The 26,250-nt window shown below is 26.9% G+C and carries 22 protein-coding genes, 1 pseudogene, 1 riboswitch and 1 other annotated feature; of the genes and pseudogenes, 4 read left to right on the top strand and 19 right to left on the bottom strand.

From position 1 onward, the window contains the following. Positions 1-61: 61 nt before the first annotated feature. The 8 genes and pseudogenes from ACYUDJ_RS08105 to asnS all read right to left on the bottom strand — a co-directional run. A pseudogene (locus ACYUDJ_RS08105) lies at positions 62-619 on the bottom strand (LiaF transmembrane domain-containing protein); the annotation flags it as partial. Positions 620-672: 53 nt separating this feature from the next. Then, positions 673-1,209, bottom strand: a complete 537-nt coding sequence (locus ACYUDJ_RS08100; protein WP_042386167.1) for a DUF2812 domain-containing protein — start codon at positions 1,207-1,209, stop codon at positions 673-675. Positions 1,210-1,224: 15 nt separating this feature from the next. Then, complete coding sequence (locus ACYUDJ_RS08095; RefSeq protein WP_003488598.1) at positions 1,225-1,545, bottom strand: PadR family transcriptional regulator; 321 nt, start codon at positions 1,543-1,545, stop codon at positions 1,225-1,227. Positions 1,546-1,938: 393 nt separating this feature from the next. Beyond that, positions 1,939-3,189, bottom strand: a complete 1,251-nt coding sequence (locus ACYUDJ_RS08090; protein ID WP_043031394.1) for an ABC transporter permease subunit — start codon at positions 3,187-3,189, stop codon at positions 1,939-1,941. Between the two features lie 13 nt (positions 3,190-3,202). Continuing rightward, positions 3,203-4,078 carry an ABC transporter ATP-binding protein gene (locus ACYUDJ_RS08085; protein ID WP_043031392.1) on the bottom strand — a complete coding sequence of 292 codons (876 nt, stop codon included), beginning with the start codon at positions 4,076-4,078 and terminating at the stop codon, positions 3,203-3,205. Beyond that, a complete protein-coding gene (locus ACYUDJ_RS08080; RefSeq protein WP_003488592.1) occupies positions 4,075-4,854 on the bottom strand; it encodes a hypothetical protein in 780 nt (259 codons plus the stop codon). Before ACYUDJ_RS08080 ends, ACYUDJ_RS08085 begins: the two co-directional genes overlap by 4 nt. Then, positions 4,851-5,375: an RNA polymerase sigma factor gene (locus ACYUDJ_RS08075; protein ID WP_052500378.1), complete on the bottom strand. Its 525-nt coding sequence runs from the start codon at positions 5,373-5,375 to the stop codon at positions 4,851-4,853. Before ACYUDJ_RS08075 ends, ACYUDJ_RS08080 begins: the two co-directional genes overlap by 4 nt. A 151-nt stretch (positions 5,376-5,526) precedes the next feature. After that, positions 5,527-6,918, bottom strand: a complete 1,392-nt coding sequence (gene asnS / locus ACYUDJ_RS08070; RefSeq protein WP_003488589.1) for an asparagine--tRNA ligase — start codon at positions 6,916-6,918, stop codon at positions 5,527-5,529. 54 nt (positions 6,919-6,972) lie between these two features. Next, positions 6,973-7,219 (bottom strand) — a binding site (T-box leader). A gap of 588 nt (positions 7,220-7,807) precedes the next feature. Here asnS and ACYUDJ_RS08065 point away from each other — a divergent pair. Both ACYUDJ_RS08065 and ACYUDJ_RS08060 read left to right on the top strand, forming a co-directional pair. Continuing rightward, complete coding sequence (locus ACYUDJ_RS08065) at positions 7,808-9,031, top strand: NupC/NupG family nucleoside CNT transporter (RefSeq protein ID WP_043031390.1); 1,224 nt, start codon at positions 7,808-7,810, stop codon at positions 9,029-9,031. 357 nt (positions 9,032-9,388) lie between these two features. After that, positions 9,389-10,801 carry a sigma-54 interaction domain-containing protein gene (locus tag ACYUDJ_RS08060; RefSeq protein ID WP_043031388.1) on the top strand — a complete coding sequence of 471 codons (1,413 nt, stop codon included), beginning with the start codon at positions 9,389-9,391 and terminating at the stop codon, positions 10,799-10,801. A 367-nt stretch (positions 10,802-11,168) separates the two neighbouring features. Here the strand turns inward: ACYUDJ_RS08060 and ACYUDJ_RS08055 are convergent, their stop codons facing one another. The 4 genes from ACYUDJ_RS08055 to ACYUDJ_RS08040 form a co-directional block, all read right to left on the bottom strand. Further along, positions 11,169-13,079 (bottom strand): LTA synthase family protein, encoded by a 1,911-nt coding sequence (locus ACYUDJ_RS08055; protein ID WP_043031386.1) that lies wholly within the window; start codon positions 13,077-13,079, stop codon positions 11,169-11,171. Between the two features lie 488 nt (positions 13,080-13,567). Continuing rightward, positions 13,568-14,080 carry a DUF2179 domain-containing protein gene (locus ACYUDJ_RS08050; RefSeq protein WP_003488581.1) on the bottom strand — a complete coding sequence of 171 codons (513 nt, stop codon included), beginning with the start codon at positions 14,078-14,080 and terminating at the stop codon, positions 13,568-13,570. Positions 14,081-14,480: 400 nt separating this feature from the next. Next, positions 14,481-15,347, bottom strand: a complete 867-nt coding sequence (locus tag ACYUDJ_RS08045; RefSeq protein WP_003488579.1) for a DegV family protein — start codon at positions 15,345-15,347, stop codon at positions 14,481-14,483. A gap of 353 nt (positions 15,348-15,700) precedes the next feature. Beyond that, positions 15,701-15,964 (bottom strand): hypothetical protein, encoded by a 264-nt coding sequence (locus tag ACYUDJ_RS08040; RefSeq protein ID WP_042386160.1) that lies wholly within the window; start codon positions 15,962-15,964, stop codon positions 15,701-15,703. A 264-nt stretch (positions 15,965-16,228) separates the two neighbouring features. Then, a riboswitch (purine riboswitch) is annotated at positions 16,229-16,330 on the top strand. Between the two features lie 95 nt (positions 16,331-16,425). Between ACYUDJ_RS08040 and ACYUDJ_RS08035 the strand changes: the two genes are divergently transcribed. Continuing rightward, positions 16,426-17,844 carry an NCS2 family permease gene (locus ACYUDJ_RS08035; RefSeq protein WP_043031384.1) on the top strand — a complete coding sequence of 473 codons (1,419 nt, stop codon included), beginning with the start codon at positions 16,426-16,428 and terminating at the stop codon, positions 17,842-17,844. A gap of 89 nt (positions 17,845-17,933) precedes the next feature. On the opposite strand, the gene ACYUDJ_RS08030 is transcribed toward ACYUDJ_RS08035, so the two are convergent. After that, on the bottom strand, positions 17,934-18,218 hold the full coding sequence (locus ACYUDJ_RS08030; protein WP_003488573.1) for a YciI family protein: 285 nt from the start codon (positions 18,216-18,218) through the stop codon (positions 17,934-17,936). A gap of 104 nt (positions 18,219-18,322) precedes the next feature. Here ACYUDJ_RS08030 and ACYUDJ_RS08025 point away from each other — a divergent pair, with 104 nt between their 5' ends. Beyond that, a complete protein-coding gene (locus ACYUDJ_RS08025; protein ID WP_003488571.1) occupies positions 18,323-18,916 on the top strand; it encodes a TetR/AcrR family transcriptional regulator in 594 nt (197 codons plus the stop codon). A 156-nt stretch (positions 18,917-19,072) separates the two neighbouring features. Here ACYUDJ_RS08025 and ACYUDJ_RS08020 read toward each other — a convergent pair whose 3' ends face one another. The 6 genes from ACYUDJ_RS08020 to ACYUDJ_RS07995 all read right to left on the bottom strand — a co-directional run bounded on the left by ACYUDJ_RS08020 (position 19,073) and on the right by ACYUDJ_RS07995 (position 26,228). Further along, complete coding sequence (locus tag ACYUDJ_RS08020; RefSeq protein ID WP_043031381.1) at positions 19,073-19,537, bottom strand: GNAT family N-acetyltransferase; 465 nt, start codon at positions 19,535-19,537, stop codon at positions 19,073-19,075. Positions 19,538-20,006: 469 nt separating this feature from the next. Next, entirely contained in the window at positions 20,007-20,687 is a 681-nt protein-coding gene (locus ACYUDJ_RS08015; RefSeq protein WP_043031379.1) for an ABC transporter ATP-binding protein, read from the bottom strand. A gap of 14 nt (positions 20,688-20,701) precedes the next feature. Beyond that, positions 20,702-23,170 (bottom strand): ABC transporter permease, encoded by a 2,469-nt coding sequence (locus ACYUDJ_RS08010; RefSeq protein WP_043031377.1) that lies wholly within the window; start codon positions 23,168-23,170, stop codon positions 20,702-20,704. Then, positions 23,167-23,646, bottom strand: coding sequence for a GNAT family N-acetyltransferase (locus ACYUDJ_RS08005; RefSeq protein WP_003488563.1), 480 nt, complete (start codon positions 23,644-23,646; stop codon positions 23,167-23,169). Before ACYUDJ_RS08005 ends, ACYUDJ_RS08010 begins: the two co-directional genes overlap by 4 nt. A 22-nt stretch (positions 23,647-23,668) precedes the next feature. After that, complete coding sequence (locus ACYUDJ_RS08000) at positions 23,669-24,418, bottom strand: DUF4097 family beta strand repeat-containing protein (protein WP_043031374.1); 750 nt, start codon at positions 24,416-24,418, stop codon at positions 23,669-23,671. A 97-nt stretch (positions 24,419-24,515) separates the two neighbouring features. After that, positions 24,516-26,228, bottom strand: coding sequence for an ABC transporter ATP-binding protein (locus ACYUDJ_RS07995; RefSeq protein WP_043031373.1), 1,713 nt, complete (start codon positions 26,226-26,228; stop codon positions 24,516-24,518). Positions 26,229-26,250 lie beyond the last annotated feature (22 nt).

The raw sequence follows: 26,250 nt of genomic DNA, 5'->3' as shown, positions 1-26,250 counted from the left end.
AACTTTGAATTATTTATATATCTGTTTCAAAATCACCTTCTTTTCTCTTCTTTATTTTTAATTAGATATAAATTATTTCTACTCCTGAAAAAGTAATATCACCAATTATTGTTAAAGTGTTAGTTGTTGTTTTATCATTTTTGTTTTTTTCACTAATAGCTCCTAAGAATACATTAGTTTTATCATCAATGTTCCAATTCTTAGGCACGTATAGTTCTATTCCTGAAAAAGAAGCATTAATTCTAACTATAGCATCATTATCATTAGACATAATTGCATTATCAAAATAAACCTTCATAGCTCCAAAAGAACAATCAAAATCTGCCTGCTGGAAATTATCTGAATTTATATATTTTATACTAGCACCAAATGAATTCTTAAATCTAACATGACTTTCGTCTTCTATGCCAATTTTCTCAAACTTATAATCTTCACAATTATATTGCGTATTAACCCATTTAGTACGTTTATGAAAAATCATAGAAAGACCAATACTACCAAGTAGTACCGCAATCAATACAGTCCAAGGTGTAATATTGATAATTCCTAATTGTTTATCATATATTATGCAAATAAATGCAATAGGAAATAAAATACCTAAAAAATAAATTATTAAATATTAGAAAATAAATACCTAAACTACTCTATAGGCAGTTTAAGTTATTTTGTGTATTATAAATTTTTTTTATTTTTATTATATTTTTTCATTTTTTTGATTCTATAACTATAAGCTACATAGGGCATAAAGCTAAATATAAATACAATAAAATCTATTAATAATAATCCGGTTAAAAAAATGTTATTTATAAAAAATGATAAAACTATTAATATTATACCTACAATTAAAGAATAAATTGCTGATTTTCCTACTGTGTTTTGCATTGATATATATTTACCTAAATTTGATTCAAAATCACTATAAATAGGTTTAGTCCCGTATTGTGCTGAAAAAATATGCATTTCATTGCCTAAAGAAATAACAATATTCCATCCTGCCTCTTTAAACATATGAAAATATTCTTCATTTACATCTTTTTGATAATCTAAACTATATATTATATCTTGAGGGTCATCTTTTCTTAACTTATAAAGGAATCCTCCTACTATACTTTCTAATATCCATCCCTTTTTTGCATAATTTCTTAGTTTTTCCATATCACTTTCTTCACTAAATGCAAATCCACCAATCATTACATATTTATTTTTCATAGACATCATTCCTTTCTACTTCAAAAATTTTTCAGCAAAGGTAATCATCTGTTTTTTGCGATTTATTTCTTGTACAAGCATTTCTTTTCCTTTATCTGTTATCCTATAAACTTTCTTGTTTTCATGTATATTAGGATTTAATTCAACTAATCCTGATATTAAAAGTTTTTTTAATGTGGTATAAAGGGATGCGGGTCCAATATTCACTTCACCATTAGTAAATTTTTCAATAACTTTCATGATTAAATATCCGTGTTTTTCTTCAATAACACTAGCTAAAATATAAAATGCTGAATCCGTTAGCTCTCCAATTTCAATAGAATCCTTTCTGGCCATAGAATTCTCCTTTCTATTTTTATATACAATTTAATTAGTTATATCATTTAATGATATATCATTAAATATAATATATCATTAAATGATATATTTATCAATTATTTTTTATTAATTTAGGATTTTTCCCTAGAACCATTAACATTTATAGATTACTTATAGATTAAGATGTAAAAAAATAGTAGCTCCTCAGTCTCGATTGGAAAGCTACTAATTTTTATTAATTTAAAGTTTAGTAATACCAGTTTCATAATCAACTAGATTTATATATTATATTTCTATAAATGATAATATACTATCCCTAAATCTATTATTTTACCCATGTCGCATATAATTTCTTATTTTCTAATAAGTCTTTTACAATAAATTATTAGACTATAAAATATCTAAAGCTATTTATTGTACTTGATGTTTTCTAAAAGTATTCCTTACAAGTGGTAAAGAAATAACTCCAACAGCTCCATAGACTATAACACGCATTAAAAGTAAACTTATAGTTATGCCTCCAAATGGATAGGACAAATAAGTGAAAAAATCAGGCTGCATTGCTTTAGAAGGCAACAAATATAAAATATGATTAAATAATCCATTATCAGCTCCTTTATTCATAAATAATGAAATAAATAAAATTACTATCTGAACTATCAAAACAGTAAAAGGTGTTTTAAATTTAGTTGATAATAGAAGTGTAAAAGATGCTGTGCCAAGTATAACTACATAAGCAATACCTATAGACATAACAGTAGACCCCAAAAATGTAGCTTTATAAGGTGCTATTGTATTTTGAATTTGAATAGGTAAATTCCACCCATCAGTTCCAAAACTCAAAAGAGGTATAGCCAGTGCAAAAATTAGATTTAATACAAATATAATAGTTGCAAATCCAAATGCTGCTATTATTTTAGCTTTAATTATTTTTGTTTTTCCATATTTAGATGATAAAATAATAGAATCAGCACCACATTGATATTCCCCTGCAAACATTGGTGCAAGAGTTATAATTATAGCCAAAAGTGTAAAAACTAATGTTCCGAACATTCTAAGTAGCGATTCCCAGCCTACATAGTAACCATACCTATAGGGTTTTTGTACTTTAGAACTTTTATTAATCCAAAACTTTTTTTCTTTATCAGAATAATTTCCGCCTTTATGATTCATATTTACAAATGTTGAGATTTTATTATTTCTAGTTTCATAAAACTTTGCTCCATTTTGGAATTTAAGTCTAAGTAAATTGGAAAGATCATAAACTTCACTTTCATCACCTGGCTTACAGTAATTTACAGCTATCATTGATAGATAATCATATTTAGGCTGTACATATTTAAGGAAAACATGGTTTTTAAGTGAAAGTTGTCCTGTTTCGGTTTTTATAGTATTTGTAGGATTTGAAAATAGACTTTGATAATTTTTAATATCTTTTTCCACTTGATCTTCTTTTACCTCTATTGGAAGTTTTTTAGCATCTTGTTTTTTAAGCTCTATTGCTTTCAGCCCTGTATAATGTCCTTTTAAATTGAAGTATTCAAATCTTGTAATAGACATTGAAAAAAGTATAATAGTAAGTATTACACTGACTAAAATGGTTATAATATTTAATTTCTTTTTTGCCAACTTTTTAAACTCAAATTTTATTAAACTAAACATATATTTCACCGTCCTAATTTTTTAAGTTATCTTGAAAATGATATAAATATAAATCTTCCAAAGAGGAAGGTACATTAGCTGCATTATCTATTGGTTTTTTACGGCTTATTATTCTTAAATCTAAAGAACCATTTCTGTTATGTTGTAGATTTACTATACAATATTTATTACAAAAGTAATCTTCTTCTGATTCTGATATTGTACATTTCCATACACTATTTTCAATTTCTTTTATTAATCCATCAACAGAATTTTGAGAAATAATATTTCCATTTTTCATTATAAGTATTTCATCAGCTATATACTCTACATCAGATACAATGTGGGTGGACAATATTATTATTTTGTTTTTGGAAAGATCTGATATTAAGTTACGAAATCTCACTCGTTCTTTTGGATCAAGACCTGCCGTAGGTTCATCCAAAACTAAAATTTTAGGATCATTTAATACTGCCTGAGCAATTCCCAATCTTTGTTTCATTCCTCCTGAAAAAGTTCTAATTTTTTTATTTGAAACAGAATCTAGCCCTACCATGCTTAATAACTCTTTAGTCTTATTCTTTGCAAAACTTGGTATTAAACCCTTTAAAGATGCAATATATAGCATAAACTCTTTTGCTGTAAAATCTGGATAATACCCAAAATTTTGAGGAAGATATCCTATTAAATCTCTATAATCTTCCCCCATAGATATAGTATTTTTACCATTTAATTCAACTTTACCTGAAGTAGGTGTTAACACCCCACAAATCATTCTCATCAAAGTGGTTTTCCCAGCGCCATTAGCCCCTAAAAGACCATATACTCCTTCTTTTAAATCTAAAGAAAGTTCATTTACTGCAATTTTACTTCCGTATCTCTTTGTCAATCTTTCTATGGATAAATTCATATAGTAACCTCCTTAATAACATCATCAAACAAATCTAATCTCTTCCAGAACTTCTTCATTTCAATAGCAAAGATAATTGTAGTGATTATATAAATTAAAATCCAGATTGATATGAAATTCTGTGTATAGATTCCTAAGTCGTTAACCTTTTCTAAAAGAAATATTAGCATCAATAAAACGCTATAAGTGGTACAAGCATAATTAAGTTCACGTCCTTTAAAATATTTCATTAGTTGCATACAGCCTATACACACTAAATTAAAGGGCACAAATGTATACATAATAACTCTAAGTGTACCTATATTCATTAATTTGTCTGCAAATATCATCATTATAATTAATACAATGCAATCTGTTATACCCAAAATAAACATTCTTGTAGCTAAAACTTTTTTTAGTGAATTCTTTGTAGAAAATTCAATTTCTAACATGCTTTTATAGTAAACTCTTGATATTTCCTCAATATTTATAATCAATAAAAGAGGCGATAAAATTGATATTAGAGAAAAAGTTTCAAAATTTAGAGAACTTTCACTTCCTATATTATAAAAAGCTGAGCAAATCAAAGCTAAAATTAAAATTTGAAATACCCAGGTTCTCCTTCTAATAAAGCCAATTTGAGATAAAATAAATTGCTTATTACTTGTTCTAAATTTGGGTATACTTGAATAATTCTTATGAATAAACTCAATTGCATTCATAGGTGCATCCTCATCATAACTAGGAACACAATAATTATTTAACATGTCTCTTATTTCTTTCTCTTTCTTATTCATGCTTGTCCTCCTTTCATACTCTCACTAATTAATTTTATTGCCTTTTTCAACCTATATTTAGTTATAGAAATACCTGAATTCATAATCTTAGCAATATCTTTTATTTTTAGATCTTGATAGAACCTTAAAATTATTATTTCACGTTGATCTTTTGAAAGCTTGTTTAAGGCCTCTTCAATCATCACTTTATTTTCTAATTTAGAAATCTCCTCTTCTTTATAAGAATCTGGCTTTATTTCTGCTTCTTTTAAAACATATTTGGATTCTTTCTTATAAAAATCTTTGCATGTATTTCCTGCAACTACGTAAAGGTAATTTTCAAATTTTCCATAATGTTTATAACTTCCAATAGTTTTTATTACTTTCATGAATACTTCTTGAGTTAAATCCTGGGCAGCCTCCTTATTGTTTAAATGTCGGTAACAATAGTAGTATACTTTCCCATAATATTTTTTTATTAATTCATCAACTAAATGAATCTTTCCCTTTTTAATTTCTACTATCAATTTAGAATCTTCCACTATTATCACCTCCGAGACGTCTCATACAATATAACGATTATAAATAAAAAAAAGTCAATGGGTACATATAATTATCAAAATGTAAAAAAGTAGCCTCAATCAAAAATGAGGCTACTTTTTTATAAAATTATCTTTAATAAGTTTATTTCTTTTAAAATTCAGCTGATCCTGGAGTTCTTGGGAATGGTATTACGTCTCTTATATTAGTCATTCCTGTAATATACATTAATATTCTTTCAAAGCCTAAACCGTATCCTGAATGTTTAGTTTCTCCGTATTTTCTTAGCTCTAAATACCACCAGTAGTCTTCTTTATTTAGGTTTAATTCTTCCATTCTTTTTTCTAATACATCTAGTCTTTCTTCTCTTTGGCTTCCACCTATTATTTCTCCTACTCCTGGTACAAGTAAGTCCGCTGCTGCAACAGTTTTTCCATCATCATTTAATCTCATATAGAAAGCTTTTATATCCTTTGGATAATCTGTTACAAATACTGGTTTTTTAAATATTTGTTCTGTTAAATATCTTTCATGTTCAGTTTGAAGGTCTATTCCCCATTCTACTGGATAATCAAATTTTGCTCCTGATTTTTGAAGTAATTCTACTGCTTCTGTATAAGTTATTCTCTTGAAATCAGAGTTTATAACGTTATCTAACCTATCAAATAAGCCTTTATCTACGAAACTATTGAAAAATGCCATTTCTTCTGGAGCATTTTCCATTACATAGTTTATTACAAACTTAACCATATCTTCTGCATTATCTAAGTAATCTGTAAGTTCTGCAAAGGCCATCTCAGGTTCTATCATCCAAAATTCTGATGCGTGTCTTGCAGTATTTGAGTTTTCTGCTCTAAAAGTTGGTCCAAAAGTATATACGTTTCTAAAAGCTAAAGCAAAAGTTTCTGCTGAAAGCTGACCACTTACTGTAAGGTTTGCAGGTGATCCAAAGAAATCCTTTGAAAAATCTATTTTTCCTTCTTCAGTTTTTGGTATGTTGTTTAAATCCATAGTAGTTAATTGGAACATTTCTCCTGCGCCTTCGCAGTCACTACCTGTTATTATTGGAGTATTTGTATAAACAAATCCTCTTTCTTGAAAAAATTTATGCACTGCATAAGCTGCTAAAGAACGCACTCTAAATACTGCTGAGAAAGCATTACTTCTTGGTCTTAAATGAGCTATAGTTCTTAAATATTCAAAAGTATGTCTTTTCTTTTGTAGAGGATAATCTGTGCTTGATTTACCTTCTATGGAAACTCTTGTAGCCTTTATTTCAAAAGGTTGCTTTGCATTTGGTGTAGGTTGAACTATTCCCTCTACTTCTACTGATGTACTTATTGGCATTTTACATAGTTCTTTAAAGTTTTCTAAAGAAGATTCAAGTATTACTTGAACATTTTTAAAGAAACTTCCGTCATTTACTTCTACAAAGGCAAAATTTTTAGAATCTCTTACTGTTCTTACCCATCCATTAATTTTAACTTCTTTATCCATGTATTTTTCAGTTTCTCTGTAAAGTGATTTTACTAAAGTTATATCCATGTTTTTTCCTCCTCTGTGGATTTTATTTCATAATATAAAAAAACCCTTCATCCCAAAAGGGACGAAAGGTATATATTCCGCGGTACCACCCAAATTGCCAAAAGGCCAACTTTAAAGTATGACTCTTTAATAATCATACAATCCAAATATAAGGCTTTGGCAACCTCTAAGCCTACTCTTTAAAAAATTTCGGTTAGAAACTCCGAGATGTTCTTCAATATAGCATATTTATGGAACTTGCACCCTCATCCACTCGCTTTAAAATATTATCTATACCTACTCTTCTCCTCATAGTTTTTGGTTTAATATTTTATTATACTATATAAATTAAAACTTAATTTAAATACTTTAAAATCCTTATGGATCTTATATAAAAGTGTTTATTACAATTATTAGTGATTGTCTAAAAATTTATACAGTAATTATCAATAATTATTGAACTTATTACAAAATTATAATATTTATAATATTATATGTCAATGATATTTAACAATACCTTTTATAAATTCAGAAAATACCTTAAATTTTGTAATTTCATTATTTTGAAAATATAATACATGCTATAAATGAAATCCTTTCCAATATATAAATTAATAATTAATATTTTTTAATATATTAATTCCTTTATAAGCCCCCTACCACACTGAATTATGACACTAATTACTATATTAACCATTGACTTTTATAACATAAATCTTTATAATATTTTTTCAGAAAAGTAAATTTTTCTTCATATTATTATAATAATATGAGGGTTGTAAATGTATACGTATGTTAGATTTTTCTGAATTGTGTTTATATTTAAGCCTTCCATATTGTGAAGGCTTTTTATTTTTGCTATTTTTTTATAATTTAATAGCACTCACTTACAAAAAATAAGGAGGATTTTATGGAAAGATTTATAAGTTTCATAGGTATTTTTGTTTTCTTAGGTATATGTTATTTAATATCAGAAAACAAGAAGAAGGTTAGGTTTAAACTAGTCTTTGCAGGAATTATTATTCAATTTATTTTCGCTTTTTTAATTTTAAAGACATCTATTGGTAGAATAACTTTTGAAAAACTTTCTGATTTTATTACAGCTATTTTAGGATTTACTAAAAATGGTTCAGTGTTTTTATTCGGCGGATTAGTTAACAATGTGGATAGTTTTGGGTATATATTTGCTTTTCAAGTATTACCAACTATTATATTTTTCTCATCTTTAATGGCAGTTCTATATTATTTAGGTATTATGCAATTTTTAATAAAACATATAGCTAATTTTATGGCTAAAACTTTAGGAACTTCCGGTGCTGAATCTCTGTCTGCTGCTGCAAACATATTTGTTGGACAAACTGAAGCTCCTTTAATAGTAAAACCTTACATAGAAAAAATGACAAGATCCGAACTTCATTCTGTTATGGTTGGTGGAATGGCTACAGTCGCCGGTAGTGTAATGGCTGGATACATAGGCATGGGAATAAGTTCAGCTCACTTATTATCAGCCTCTATAATGTCTGCACCAGCAGCCTTTGTGGCAGCAAAAATAATAGTGCCTGAAACAGGAGAACCTGTAACTAAGGGTAACGTTAATTGTGAAGTAGAAAAATTAGACAAGAATGTAATTGATGCAGCGGCTAGAGGTGCCTCTGAAGGTCTTCACATGGCTCTTAATGTTGGAGCTATGTTAATAGCTTTTGTTGCTATAATTGCTATGTTAAATGCAGGTTTAGAAAGTATTGGACACTTAGTTGGAGTTAATGGCTTAAACTTTGAAAATATATTAGGTTATATTTGTGCTCCTTTTGCTTATGTAATGGGTATACCTTCTCAGGATATGTTAACAGCTGGCTCTCTTATTGGACAAAAAACTGTTATAAACGAATTCGTGGCATATTCAAATTTATCCACACTTATAAAGCAAGGAACGCTAAATCCAAGAACAGTAACTATACTAACTTATGCCCTATGTGGATTTGCTAATTTCAGTTCCATAGCAGTACAACTAGGTGGTATAGGAGAGCTTGCTCCAAAAAGAAGAAGTGAAATTGCTCAACTTGGCTTTAAAGCACTAGTAGGTGGTACTGTAGCAAGTTTTTTAACAGCTTGTATTGCTGGAATATTAATATAAAATAAATAGATTATTCGCTAACAATATTGCAGAAAAAATAATATTAATGAGCATATAAAAGGTTTTTTAATAAATTATTTACTAATAGTATTATAGAGGCCGTTGCAAAATATATTTAATTTTGTAATGGTCTCTTAATATTGAAAGAATTTTTATGAAATTAGTTAGTTGTTCCTAAAAATATTTTACGAACAACTATAGCTTAAAAAATGATACAAAAATTAATAGTTACCATGGTTACAATTCAATGCCTTATATAAATATATGTATTCAGGTGCCCTTAATATATATTTGATTTTATGTTATACTTAATTAATCACATTTTTAGAACCAATGATTAATACTGAGGTGATTTTTTTGGTAAATTACGATAATGATATATGTTTAGAGAATCTATTTTCTAATGAAAATGGTGAAAAATTTTTATCTATTTCTGTTCTTCAAACAGCTTTTAATGTAGCTTATGAGGGACTTATTCTTATTGATAAAAATTATAACATATTAAAAATAAACACTATGGGTTTAAACATATTAAATTCTACAGAAGATAAATTAAAAAAATATTCCATAAAAGATATCCTAAGAAATTTTAACTTTATAGAAGATTGCCTACAAAAAGGGATTCACAAATTTAGCATAGACTCCTCTTTTTTTATAGATAATAACTCTATAAGATGTATTACAAATATAATGCCTGTAAAATTTCAGGATTCTATTATAGGAGCTATTGTATCTATAAGAGATACAAGACATATACATAAATTAGTTAACAATGTAGTCGGCTATAAAGCTTCCTATACCTTTGATGATATAATAACTAAAAATCAAAAAATGAAAAGTATAATAGAATTAGCCAAAAAAGCTTCTGAATCTGATTGCAGTATCTTAATTGATGGTAATAGTGGTACTGGTAAAGAGCTGTTTGCTCAGGCTATTCATAACCATAGCAATAGATGCCATGGTCCCTTTGTTGCAGTAAATTGCGCTGCTATTCCTAGAGAATTAGTGGAAAGTGAATTATTTGGATATGAAAAAGGTGCTTTCACAGGAGCTTCTAAAGGTGGCTATCCTGGTAAATTTGAGTTGGCTGATGGTGGAACTATATTTTTAGATGAAATCGGAGAACTACCATTAGATATTCAATCTAAACTATTAAGAGTTCTAGACAACTTAAAAATAATGCGAGTAGGTGGTACTCACGAAAAGAAAATAGATATTCGAGTACTGGCAGCTACTAACAGAAATTTATCAGAAGAAGTTTCTAATAAAAATTTTAGGGGAGATCTTTATTATAGGTTAAATGTTATAAATGTTCATCTTATTCCTTTAAAAGATAGGACAGAAGATGTTGAAGCCTTAACTAATTGTTTTGTAGATAAACTAAATATTAAAAACCCAGGCAACTTTAAAAAAATAGCTCCTGAATTTATGGATAAACTTAAGGCTTATCATTGGCCTGGAAATGTACGTGAACTTAGAAATATAGTAGAAAGAAGCTACTATATATGCGAAGATAATACTATTACAGACAAATTTTTAAATAACAAATTAATGAAAAATGAGCATCATAACTGTTGCATTGGAAAAGAAGAACCTATAGTTCCATTAGATATTTTAGAACATAAAGCCATCGAAAAAGCTCTAATTCATTGTAAAGGCAATATAGTACAGGCTTCTGAATTATTAGGTATAAGTAGAGCAACTATATATAGAAAAATAAATAAATACAATATAGATTTAAATGAAATATTAGAAGATAAACAGGATTAAACTAATTAAACATTATTTATCCGATGACTAACCGCTCTAATACTCCCATCGCACGCTGTGAAAGCGATTCGCACCAAATCGAAGATTTGGACTCTCTGCTTTTCTTCAAAGTGGGAGTAAAGAGCGGTTACATCCCTGGATAACGCTTTCTCCTAAGGGATAACGAATTCTAAGGAGTAAAACTCCTAAGAATTCTGTTAATAAGCTTTAGAGGGAGTAAAAACTCCCTCCAAAGCCAAGAACTCTGTTTATAAATATGAATTTAGTCATATTATAAAAAATAGGGTTATGTTAAGAAAATATAATGTTAGTATAATAATTTCTTAACATAACCCTGTTATTATTAAGTTGAGATTTGGAAGTGAGCCTATTTACTTTGCTCACTTTCCCCTTCCCCTTTTGATTCACTTTCTAATTTCTTTATTAAATTATGATTTAATAGTTCATCTGAACTCTGTAAATCCTTTGCACTTTCCTGCTTTTTAGCCTTTAATTCTTCTGTTTCAGTAATCTTTTCTCCAGTTTTTATATCATAATATTCTCCTGTCCAGGATACATAAAAAACTTTTCCATCAGTAAAGGATCCATTTCTAAAAGTGACTTTAGGTTCTTTTACATTTAATAAATCGTTACCTAACATATATTTCCTAGGCAAATTATATAAATTAGCCAATGTAGGGTATAAATCTATTTGACCACCATAAGTATGATTTACTCCTTTATTTTGATCCTGTGGGAAATGTATCATCATAGGTACCTTTTGAAGTTCATACCATTTTAAATCATTTGGTGATTTTTCTCCTACAAAGTCATACAACTCTTGTATATAATTTTTAGATATAGCATTATGATCTCCATAAATAACTACAATTGAATTATCTAAATATCCCTCTTTTTCAAGGTTCTCTAAAAACATACCTAGCTGGGCATCTGTATAGTGTATACCCTTTAAATAATTTCCTAAAAATGAACCTTCATATTTTCCTACATTAAATTCCCCGTATCCTTTTACATCATCATAAGGGAAATGACTGCTTAAACTTATTAAAAAACTATAAAAGGGTTGTTTAAAAGTCTTCATTTTTTCTAAAGATTGATTAAAGAAAGATTTATCACTAAGTCCTAATCCTACTTCTTCATCTATATTATAAGTACTTTCTCCATGAAAATCCTGGAATTTTTGGGCTTTATACATTACATTTCTATTCCAAAATCCATCCTTATAACCATGCATAGCTGCTGTATAGTATCCCTTATCTTGGAGCGTGCTTGGTAGTGATTTAAATTGATTACCACTATACATATAATAAGCTGCACCTGAAGCTGCTGGATACAATGAATTATTAGACAAAAATTCCGCATCAGATGTATTCCCTGCTGCTACTTGATAAAAATAATTATCAAAATACATACTTTTATTTATCCATTTATTTAAATTAGGTGTTACTTCCTGCCCTTCTACCTTTACATTTATAGCAAATTGCTGAAGTGCTTCTACTTGTATAACTATTAAGTTTTTACCTTCTCCTACACCTTTTAATTTATTTCCCTGTATTTCTGATTTTCCATCAAAAGTGTTTACTAGTTCCTTCTCTTTATCTTCTGGAAGTTTCTTACTATTATTTATCTTATTTTTTGTAAATTGATAAGCATCTATAACATGAAAATTTACATTTCCTAAAACCTTAGTTATATATATCCTATTACTCATAGTATTAAGCAATCCCGGTTGATCTACTGATAATTTATATATATTTATACCATTTAATAAAATAGCCCCTGCTAATATTAAAGATCCCATACCTATTCTTATAATTTTTTTATTTTCTTTATAAGGCATATTTCTATACACTTTTAGGAAAGGTATAATCAATAGTATATCTAAAAAATATACACAATCCATAATTTTAAACAAACTTGTAATACTGGAGGCAACTCCCCCTAACAAAAAGGCATTCCTTATGGCCCCTATAGATATAATATCTTTATAATATCTGTAATATAGTAAATCTGCTAAAATTATTGAACTAATTATTATATTTAACACATATAAAAATTTAGTTCTTTTATGTTTTGGTAAAAAATATCCTATACCTAATAATATCCCCACAGATGCTATAACTGGTAATAATATATACTTATAGTTAAAAAATTCTGGAGATATTTCTTTCCCATAAAACATTACTTTTAAACTTACTAAAATCAAAAATAGTATTATATCTAAATTTCTAATAACTATTTTCTTAATTATATTTTTCAACTTTAAAGCCTTCTCCATTTCCATCCCTCACTAATAATATTTATAAAACTTATTATTAAATTTATTTGTCTTCTGTTTACCTACTAAACATTATATTAATTTAAACCCATAAAAATTTTAAATATAAATTAAATATCATTATGGTTATTTATATAATCCACATAGAAAGATAAAAATTAATTTTAAATTTGTATACCAAATATAAAATCAACGTATTAACTTTTTTATATTAATTATGACTTACCTATACTAGTATAAAATTTCCCTATGTATATGGTTTAAATAAAATATTAAAATTTCTTTAATATTTCTCCCTTGATTATTATATATGTTTATATATGGATTATGCAAACTATAAATAAAACCTTATACATAAACATAAGGTTTTTTATGAAAAAACTACCTAAAAATATATTTAATTTTAATATAGCAAATAAAAAATACACTAATAAACTCATATGTTTATTAGTGTATTTTTTATTTGCAGTGTTAAAACTAAATATATTTTATTTTCTTATACCATATCCCCCATAAACGGTCTTTATATCATTTATAGATATCATTGCATTTATATCGCTACCTTCTATGGTTCTTATGATTTCCTCTCTTCTCTTCCTCTTAGCGTGTATTATAAGCATTTTCTTTTGTTCTATTTTCCCTTCTGCATCTACCATGGTTACTCCTACATTTTCATCTCTTAATATTTCTGCCAATCTTTTACCATCTGATTCTGAAGTTATAACATTTATAGTTAATAGGCCTATAGCTAATTTTTCTTCTATAACACAGCCCATATAATTACCACAAGTAAAACCTAAAGCGTAAACTACCATTCTTATAGGGTCATCTTTAATTCCACTTAAAACAGAACTAGTTACATAAAGCCATATAGTTACTTCTATAAAACCTATAATTGACCCATATAATTTTTCACCACGAGTAATTAAAACGGTTCTAACCGTCATTAGTGCCACTTCCATAATTTTAGCAAAAAATATAAATGCATAATATGATAACATTTAACCAGCCCCCCCTATCTCCTTATTTTTAATACAAAATATAATTCCTAGTCATCAACCATAACATATTATATATGGAAAATGATTAATTGTTAATAGTATTTTTAAAAAATATATGTTAATTATTTAAAATAAAAAATTACTATCAACACTAAATTTATATAAATTTTAAATATGAATTAAAAGCTTCAAACATACCATTAAAACAAGTGTATAAACGCAAGTTTTAGGTCAAATTTAATCCATATTTCCAACCAACTGCTATACTATAACACAAAAAAACCTTAATATAAAGTACTTTTTTTAAAAAATTCACTTTATGATTAAGGCTCCTAATTTATTTAGTTTTTCATTATATTTACTTAGATAATTTACTAATATTTTTATTTGTAAATCTAAATTAATTTCCACAATAATCCATATCTCTAAGACATGCAACACCCACTAAACCTGGACCACTATGGGCACCTGAAACTGGGCTTATACATCCTCCAAGCATAGCAAAAGTAACATTAGGTAAATTTTTAAGAACTTCAAAAACTGTCTTAGCTTCTTCTTCTGCATTTCCATGCATAACATAAATTTTACATTTACCCTTTTCCAAAAATTCTTTAGCTATATCTATAAGTTTAGCTAGAGATTGTTTTCTTCCTCTTACTTTTGTATATGTATAATATTTACCGTCTTCATTGTCTATAGAAATTATAGGTTTAATATTTAAAAGCTCTGCTATAGTTCCAGCAACTTTTCCTATTCTTCCACCTTTTTTTAGATATTCAAGGGTTCCAACTACAAAAAATGTTTTAACACTTTCTCTTATTTTAGGAATAGCTTCAACTATTTCATTAAAACTTTTACCCTCTTCTAACATTCTTGCAGATTCCATTAGTAATACGCCTTCACCTAAGGATATAGATTTAGAATCACATATATATGTTGTAAGTTTTGGATGGTTTTCACTTACTATTTTCATTCCATTATATATTCCTGATAATCCACTGGATAAAACTACAGCTATTACATGGGTATATCCTTCTCCCTCTAACTGTGTAAAAAGATTATCCATATCCTCCATAGATGGTAGTGAGGATGTAGGAACTTCTACTTCTAAATTTTCATAAACCTCTTTGGAGCTTATATCAAATCTATCTTTAAGTTCCCTATCTTTATATATTATTCTAAAAGCTAGCTGCTTTATGTTATATTTTTCTAGTATATCTTCTGGTAAATCACTAGTTGTATCAGTAATCAATGCAATTTTTTCCAATTGAAATTCCTCCTAAATAACCATATATGAATATAGGTTAATTATAACACTTTAATATTATATGACAATAGATTCAAAAAAAATAAGATATAATAAATTTTATATATTTATTATACCTTAATTTCTTTATTTTATTATTTATTATAAAAAATATAGCCTATGTAAAAATTTAATTAATTTTATTATTACAAAAATAATTAACATAAACTATATTAACCACTCACTATATTAATCAATTATTAACTAGGCTTAAACTAAGTTTTCTCATTGCTCTTTTAAATGCATTTTACTTATGCTTAAAGGCCTCTTTATGGCTACTAAATCATTTATATAAATTAAATTTTTATTATAGCTTAATTTAATATTTTAGGTACTGCTAACAACTTGTAGCTAACATCTTTTTCACTACTTATTTCCTTTATGTCCTCTATACTATTTATTTTTAAAATTAGTGTTGATCCGTTTCTATTTAAAATTCCACCTCCAATAAGATATCTTTCACCTAATACCTTATTGTTTAAATGAGTTTTTATTTTGCTTAATATTTTGTCATCACCAGATTTATAATTAATTTTAACGAATAAATTATAATTATCTTTCACTTCACAAATATTCATTTTTTCAACCCCTAATTTCATAATAATTTTTATTACAATCCTATTGTATCGAACATATGTTTAATAGTCAACTTTTTTTATCTATTTTTAAATATTTTATTTTAATAATGTAAAAAATTCGTACTTTTTTTAGAATTATGTACATTAATAATATAGGAATTAATAATTATAAAAATTACTTTTTTACTTTTATTTGTTAGCATTTATTAAATTTTTCTTTAAATAAATATTGACTTATTTATTATTAAATGTTATTATTTCTACTAAAATTGTATAGATATCATCCATATAATTCTGATAATAAGGTTCAGAAGTCTCTACTTAGGTACCACAAATACCTTTTCTATGGGTGAATCCTTTATATATTATATTTATATATACATATTTATATGCATAAAACTATCAAGGATTTACTTATATCCTGGATAGTTTTTTTATGTTTATTATTTAGGAGGACAAAAATGGAATCAAAACAAAAGACAAATTCTTTATTTGAAAAAATTTTTAAACTTTCAAAACACAAAACCAATGTAAAGACAGAAATTATTGCTGGCTTTACAACTTTTATTACTATGGCCTATGCTTTACTTGTTATTCCTAACATCCTAAAATTTTCTGGAATGAATTCTTTAGGATTAAAAGGAGATGAAGCAGCTAAACTTTCTACTTTAAATGATCCTGTAGTAGCTGCTATATTTACAAGTATGTGTATTACATCAGCTATAGGAACTATAATAATGGCCTTTTATGGTAACTTGCCCTTTGCTGTAGCTCCTGGTATTGGACTTACTGCATTCTTTACTTATAGTGTATGTTTAACATTAGGATATACTTGGCAACAAGCTTTAGCAGCCGTATTCATCTCTGGAATTATATTTATAATTATTACTGTTACCTCCATAAGAGAAAAAATAGTAGAAGCTTTACCTGAAAATTTGAAAATAGCCATAACAGGGGGTATTGGTCTTTTTATTGCTTTAATAGGGCTAAAAAGTGGTCATATTATTATTTCCAATCCAGGAACCCTTATTAGCTTTGGAAGCTTTTCTGATTCTAAAGCTATATTAACTCTTATTGGAATATGTTTAATGGGAATATTAGTAGCAAGACAGGTTAAAGGTGGTATGCTTATATCTATAATTATAACTACTATTATAGGAATACCTATGGGAATAACTAATCTTTCTGGACTAAAAATATTAAGCACTCCTGCTTCTGTAGCACCAACATTTTTAGCCTTTGATTTTAATGGACTTATAAGTCATAATGGTACTGGATTTATAGGAGCCTTAACCAGTATAATAATGGTTATATTAACTTTTAGTTTAGTAGATTTATTTGATACTATAGGAACTTTAGTAGGAACAGCCCAAAAGGCAGATATGATTTTACCAAATGGAAAAATTAAAAATATGAATGAAGCCCTTTTATCAGATGCTATTGCTACGACTGTAAGTTCTATGTTTGGAACTACAACTACAGCAACCTATGTAGAATCTACAGCAGGAATTGCAGAAGGTGGAAGAACAGGATTAACTTCTTTAGTAGTAGGAATATTATTTTTACTATCCCTATTCTTTAGCGGATTAGTAGGAATAACCCCTGCTGAAGCTACTGCCCCAGCATTAGTAATAGTAGGGGTGTTAATGGTAAGCTCCATTAAAAATGTAAACTTTGATGATTTTACAGAAGCTCTTCCAGCCTTCTTTACCATAGCAATTATGCCTTTTAGTTATAGTATAGCTAACGGAATCGCCGCAGGTATAATATTCTATCCAATAATGAAAGTAGCTACTGGAAGACACAAAGAAGTACATCCTATAGTTTATATATTAGCTGTATTGTTTATAATAAGATTCATAATGCTACCAAGTGCATAAAATAAGGAAAGTGCGTCGCACTTTCCTTATTTTATAACCTAAAGATTATTTATGAAATTGTCAAACAAGCTGTGAATTTTTCATTGTCCTTAAATAAAATATTTGAAATTAGTTGCATATTTGGTGGGAATAAATTCTATAATTTCATAACTAGCGATTTTTTCTTTGTAAAAGGGGTCTTCACTTAGTATAGAATTAACTTCATTAATGTCTTCAGCATTACAAAGAATAATTCCACCTGTACGTGGATTTTTTCTTCCAGAACAAATAAATTTTTCTGCATTATAATACTTGTCTAGAAATAATATATGATTAGGCAAATATTTTTCCACTTCCGTAATAGGTTTTATGTATGTAATATTTACTATAAACATGTTGATTTTCTCCTTTAAATAGTTTATTATAATAATGACTATGGTCAGTGACTACAGTCATTATTATACACTTACAATGAAAAACCGTCAAGAAAGGAATAAATATGTTAAGAAAAGAAAAAGCTATTCTTACTAAAAACAAGGTTTTTGAAACCGCTATTGAACTAATTAAAGAAAAAGGATATAACAATGTTACCATAAGCCAAATATGCCAGAAAGCTGGAGTTGCAAAGGGTACTTTTTATGTTCACTATAAATCCAAAGAAGATATTATAAAAGAAAGTTACTATTCCGATATGGGGCAATTCGTTCTAGAACAATATGAAAAGTTAATTTCAAAAGATAAAAATATGAATATTAAGGATAAAATAGAAAAATTTCTTATATCAGAACTTATATTTACTAATTATGCTGGACATGAAATGACATGTCGGGCTTATGTAACTAATTTAACAGAAAGTATATCAGAAGATAGCAAACATTTTGAAAGAAGAGGATTTACAAAAGACTTAAAACTATTAATTTTAGAAGGTATTAACCAAAAGGTATTTGAAACAAAACAAACAGCAGATGGCATATTTTTATATTTAGAAAGTTTTGTAAGAGGACTTATGGCTTCATGGTGTTTTTCCAACGGAGAATTTGACATTGTGGAAAAAGGAGAAATATATATTCATGAAATTTTAAAAAAGTTATAAGCATATTTTATGCTTAAATTTAAAGTTAGATAAAAGTATCAAATAGTAACTTCCCTATTTGATACTCTTTTCTTATACATCATATTTGTTCCTATATCTTTAAAATTAACTCACACCACTATATATATTAGTTAATTAAAAACTTTGGACTTATGTTTATAGCACACATCTCATAGTCTGCATTGCATTTTTAAATTCCTGTTTTTCATATAGCTTTATTGCATTAATATTTTCTGGTAGGACGTTTAATTCTACATATTCTAAATTACGATTTTTAGACCATTTCTTAACTTCATTTATTAAAATTGTGCCAATACCACTGCCACGGTAGGACCTTTTTACAATCAGATCCATTAAATAGGTATACTGATGTTTTACTAAGCAATTAAAAGGCGGTGTTTCCTGTTCCTGAATAAGAGCGAACCCTAAAATAACTTCATCATTATCAATGGCCATTAAAATATCAGATTTTTCACTAGCAGTAATACCTTCTAAAAATTCTTTATCCTGCTTTGCACTCTGAAAGTAGGTTGGCTGTAAATTTCCCATATCTGAAAATAATTCTTCATACAATTTACAAATATCTTCTATATTATTTTTTCTAGCAACTCTAATTTCCATTTTTGCATCCCCCATTCTTTATAAACAGATTTCTTAGCTTCAGAGGGAGTTTTTACCCCCGCTAAAGTTCAGAAATCGTTATCCAAATACGTAACCGCTCATTACTCCCACTTTGAAGAATATGGGAGTATCAGAGCGGGTAGTCATCAGATAAAATATAAATAATCCTACTTTCTAAATATTTCATAAATATATAATATTTAATAGTTTAATTGTATCCATTATAAACATCAAATTCAATAATTCACCTAGAAAATTCATATTAGTTATAACTAATAACTAAAAAAGAATACAATATAGCCCATAAAGTTATGCAAATAAAAACTTTATGGGCTATATTAAATAAGATATGTGATGTATAAATCAATTCTTCTCATCAACTGAAAACAAAACAACATTTATATCATTGTAATATAGAATTTTAAATCATTATTTTATTAACCTTACAATCTAATATAATTTTTGAGCCTTATTTATTACTTATATCAATTTTTCCATCTTTTATTTCTATAATTCTGTCACTAAAAGAAGCTGCATGCTTATCATGGGTAACCATCACTATAGTTTTTTTATCATTTACATTCAAAGATTTTAGTATTTCTAAGACCTTGTTACCGGATTTAGAGTCTAAACTTCCTGTGGGTTCATCTGCAAATATTATTTTAGGATCTGTAATTAATGCTCTAGCTATAGCTACCCTTTGTTGCTGCCCTCCTGATAATTGATATGGATAGCATTTTCTTTTTTCATATAGTCCAACTTTATTAAGTAAAAAATCTAATTTTTCCTTATACTTTTTTTTAGGAACTCCTTCATATTCAAATATAATTGATATATTATCCTCAACATTTAAACCTTCTATTAGATTATAAAACTGAAAAATAAACCCAAAATTTTCTCTTCTTAACTTACTAAGCCTGCTATCCTTCATATTGAAAATATAATCATTTTCAAACAATACGCTACCTTCGCTTGGTTTGTCTAAGCCACTAAGAATATATAATAATGTACTTTTGCCAGCTCCAGATTGTCCCATTATACTTAAAAATTCTCCCTCATTAATTCCTAAGTTAATACCCTTTAATATATCATAGGAATTATCTCCTATATTAATTTTCTTTTTAATATTAATACCTTTTAATATACTCATAATCAATCACCCTATTATTCATCTGACTTTATTTCATCTATTATATTTATTCTATATATTTTTCTCATAGGATAAATATAGCTAATAACAGTAATACCTATAGAAATCAGAACTAAAATCACCATTATTTTGTAATCCTTAATAAACATCATATCTCCAATGTAATAAGATAAGATTTTATTAATATAATTACTTAATGTAACTCCTAAACCTAATCCAAATATTCCACTATAAGAACCTAAGATTATAGCTTCGAATAAAATACATTTACTCAAATAACCTTTAGATATGCCTAAAGCTCCTTTAGTTGCATATACTTTTTTTCTAGATAAAAGATTTATAGTAACATTGTTGCTCATGCTAATTATGCATATAATTGTTGAGATACATATTAAGACATTTACTATGGTAAATGTTTTTTTGTTATTATTATTGTTTTCTTCATTAAGAACAGTTAATTCTTGTATAGAATATTTATTTTCATATTTGTCTTTAAATAATTTTTCTATTTCATTTGTTGTAGACTTTATTTGTTTACTATTAACTTTTATAAGACATAAATCCTTATCCTTTACCTTTATGTCCTTATTGAAATTATCTTTGGATAGGAATAATACTTTTCCCATATTTTCAAAACTACTAACAACTCCAATTACCTTATAATTCACTTCATTGATTTTTAATGAATCATTTAAATTAATGCCAGTATTCTTACTAAATGTTGTTGTTATTATAATGTTTTTTCCATCATCAAGTTTATCAAATATATTATTTCCACCTTTTTTAATAATTTCTGTTGAAAAATCTTTCTTATACTGAGATCCATCTATTCCTGCAATATCTACCTTTGTATCTTTTATGACCTCTGTTGTTCTTGATTGTAGTAGAGAGTTCTTAATATATTTTATATTCTTTATTTTATCTGTAAAATCTTCCTCTACTGTCCCATCAATACTTAGCATTAAATCTGCATTACCGTATACATTCATTACTCCATTGTTTATCATATTTTTAAGTGTAACACTTACATAAATTGAACAAATAATTATTGATGTAATTATTACTATATCTACTATATTAGAAAATTGCATTACAAGCTCTTTAAACAAAATGCTAACCGAACCTTTAAATGTAGAAAATATTTTTTTGTAAATCCAATTAAACATTATAAGTAGCAGTTTTGCTAAAAATACAAAAGAAATAATAAAGAAAAGAGCCCCTAAAATTAATGCTAATGTTCCATTTTCTCTTTTATATTCACTAATTAAAATAACTATGGATACAATTAATAACACAACTCCAAAAGAAGATTTAAATATTTTCCCTATTTTATTTATATAATATTTTTTCCCAATACCTTTTAAAAGATTTATAACAGACATATTTAATATCTTCCTTAAAGAAACTAATATTACTAGTACACTAAAAATCATAATTATTAAATCAATGAATAAAAATTTTCTCAAATCTAAAGTAAAATATCCATCCCGCACTATATAGTTTAAAATTAGCTTTACGAAAGGAACAGTTAATATACTCCCTATAACTATTGAACTTAATACTATAAGTAAGTTTTCTACTATAACACTTACTTTAATATCCTTCTTTGATATACCTAAACTTCTCAATATACCAATTTGATGCAACCTTTCATAAATTATAAGTGAAAATGTTGAATAGGTTAGAAACAATGTTATAAATATAGACAACACACCAATTATCTTTAATGCCATATCTATAGTTCCTACATAGGATTTAAAATAATCCATATCATATCGTTGTTGGATTATAAATTTTGATGATACTTTAGGCTTTATTTTCTCAATCATATTATTTATATCATCTAAATTTTTTATTGTTATTCCAATTGAATAAGCATTATCCTTTTGGTCTAAAAGGTACTGGGCATTATCAATACTAATCATTGCAGTATTCATACTAGGATCAAATACCCCTGTATTTTTTGATATTCCGCTTATAATAAATTCTTTATTCTTATTTCCGATTACTAGTTTTATCTTAGATCCTACTTTTAAATAATTTTCCTTTGCATACTTTTCATTAATTATAATCTCATTTTCTTTATCTTTAACCTTATATTTATCTATCAATTCTATTGGGAATGCTGCTTTCTGTTTATTAAGATCAACCCCAATAATATTTACATCTTTTAAAGTTTTATAATCCTTTGCCATACCTCCTATTCTAGGTACAATATGACTTATTCCATCTATATTCTTGATAGAATTTATAATATCTTTAGGATTAAAAAAAGGGTTTTTTTCATCTGCAGTTGTTATCACCAGTTGGCTATTTAAAGTTGTCTTTCTTAGCTGATCTTCTCTGATTTTAATTGCAGAATCTTTTATTATAGATGTAGATAACATAATAATTGTAGACAAAACTAAGGTACAAGTTAATAGTATATATCTAATTTTATTTTTCCTTATACTGTTAAATGCAATTTTAAAAAACAACTTCATATTTTTCTCACCATTCGTGTTTTATATTTAGATACTCCTACTCTCTTTAAAAATTTAACTATTCTCTCATTATGTTCAAAAGCATCCGAAATTATATAAGACTTTCCTTTGCCTATGGCCCACTCTTCCGCAATTTTATAAAGATGATATATAATAGAGAAAATATTTCTTACATTTCTACCTTTTTCATTTATATAGTAATGTAATATATAAGCATAATCATTATGTTCAAAGGAAAAATCCTTTCTATTTATCCATACTTCTACAAATCCATGAATTTCTTCATTATACTCTACAACAAATATTCCACAATTATCATTTATTATAGACTCTTTAATTTGACCATCTCCACAATTAAATTCTAAACTTCCTTTGTAATAGTTATCCTTTCCTAATTGATCTACAGATAGCTCTCTCCATAGTTCTAATATATTATCTAAATCAGATAATTTTGCTTCTCTAACTATAAAGTCCATAAGCGCTCCCCCTTATCTTCTTTTAGTTTTCTATCTTTACATTGCCTGTTTTTACACTTATATAAAATACCGCACCATCTTCACTAATATTTCCCCTATCTTCAACTTTAATTTTATTAGCCATAGATCCTATCAGGTTAATTTTACTTTTATTTGGTACTTTAATATTTACATTTACAACTTCTCCATTAATCTTGTACTGATAATTACTTTCTAATTGTTGCAAATTCAAATTAATATTTCCTACTTTAGAACTTATATTAGATTTCTCTAACTCTCCTTTGTATGATATATTTCCATTTTCCATTTGAACTTTCAAATCTTTATAATTACCTTCTAACTCAATATTTCCAATATTATTTTCTATATTTAATGAACTAATCTTTTTAGGGATAACTATAGTGGTCTCTATGTTTACAGAACTGATACTAGACTTGTCTTTACTAGATAAATTTATCTTAATAGTCCCATCCTCTAAAGTGCAACTAATAGAATTTAATGCTTCTTGTAATTTATCCTCACTTTTTCCACCAACAAGTTTTTCTATGGTAACTTTAACTTCATCAACATTACCTTTTTTAATCTTTAGATTTCCACAATTGCTTTTTATTCTTACTGTGTCACTAATGATTTTATAACTAAACTCATTAGTTTCCTTTTTTGTATAGGGGGCTATTTCATCGTCAAATTTTATCTTATTCTTCTTAGAACATGAGGTTAATGTTAAAGTGGCTATAATAATCAGAGCAAATCCTATAATGATTTTATTCATTTCTTCCTCCTTTCCATAACCTAACTGCTTGTACTATTTTTAGACAATTCTTCATGAGTTTATTAATCCATTTAGAAATACATCTTCATTCCAGATACTATTTCTTAGACAGTTCTTTCATAAGCTTAGAAAAATATGAGTCTTTTTTTGTTAAATATTCATAATCTCCTTCTTCAACTATTTCTCCTTGCTTAATTGTATAAATACACTGAGCCTTATTTAATAAACTCAAATTATGGGTTATTATAATTACCAGTCTTTCTTTTGATAACTCTTCTAGTATATCTTTTACTCTCTTTTCATTTATAGTATCAAGAGCTGCTGTAGGCTCATCAAAAATATAAATTAATGATTCTTTTACTAAAGCTCTAGCAATGGATAATCTTTGTTTTTCACCACCTGATAAATTTGCTCTTTCATTAACTATAGTGTCATAGCCTAATTCTAATTTTTCTATAGTTTTTTCTAGACTTAGTGACTTTACAACTTCTTTTATTTTTGAATCTTTTATATCTCTACCCATCTTTATATTATTTTTAATGGATTCATTCACAAGCTCTATATCCTGTGATACTAAGCTTATAACTTTTCTTATATCTTTTGCTCCATATTCTTTTAACTCTTTTTCATTAATTTTTATTTCTCCTTGGTATGAGTCGTAAAAAGCACTCAATAATTTTATTAAAGAACTTTTCCCTGCTCCAGAATCCCCAACTATTGCAAAGATTCCTTTTGATGGTAGCTTAAAGTTAATATTATTTATAGCCTGACTTCCATTATTATATTTAAAGCTAACATTTTTAAATTCTATTTCTTTAAGAAAACTAAGTTCATTATTTTCTTTATTAGCTCTTTCAGTTTTTAAATTAATATACTCATTAATTCTATTAAATATGGGAACTATTGTGTGTATATCTATATTACTATTTAGTAGCTCATATATTGGTTGTACTAATAGTTGAAAGTACAGCCCCATGGCCACAACTGTCCCTATTGTTATTTTTCCATCCATAACAAGTAAACTTCCCATTCCATATACAATAGATAATGATGCTATCATTATTCCATTACTAATGCTATTCATTAACATGCTCAATTTTCTAAACTTTAAATTATTTGTATAATTTTTCTCTATTATTTCTTTAAATTCCCTCTTTACTTTCTCCTCTTGATTAAATGCTTTAATAGTATTAATTGATCCAACACTTCGATTAATTTTTATACATATTTGATCATAACTTTCTTGGATACTCTTAGACATAGGATTAAATTTACGTGATATTTTCCAGTTAATAAAAAAATATATTACATATAAAAAAATAACCATTAGTGTAATTTCTTTAGATAACATTAGCATTCCAATGATAATCATGATTATTAACACTATATTTTTCACAACAACAACAAAAAAGTTGGTAATAAATTCACTTACACTTCTTCCATCATTACTTATTCTAGATACAATAGCTCCATTACTACATCCATCGAAAAATTCCATAGGTGCGTCTATTACTTTATTAAACATTTTTTCTCTAAACATTATTGTTATATTTTCACTTATTCCCATGAAAACCCTATTTTTTAGATATCCAAATATAGGTTGGCATATGCATCCACCAAAAAATATTAATATGCCTATTTTTAGCTTATAAATTGAATTACTTGGAATAACACTATCAATTAAATACCTAGACACCATTGGAGATATAAATATAGCAACTGTATATAAAATAGTAAAAATTAACCCAATTAATTCTTTGCCTTTATATTTTTTTGCTACTTCCCATACATTGTTTAATATTTTCTTCATAATTTCTCCCTAAATTAAACTA

The organism is Clostridium sp. CTA-6 (assembly GCF_054768115.1).
This window is presented reverse-complemented; position numbering and strand designations above follow the sequence as displayed.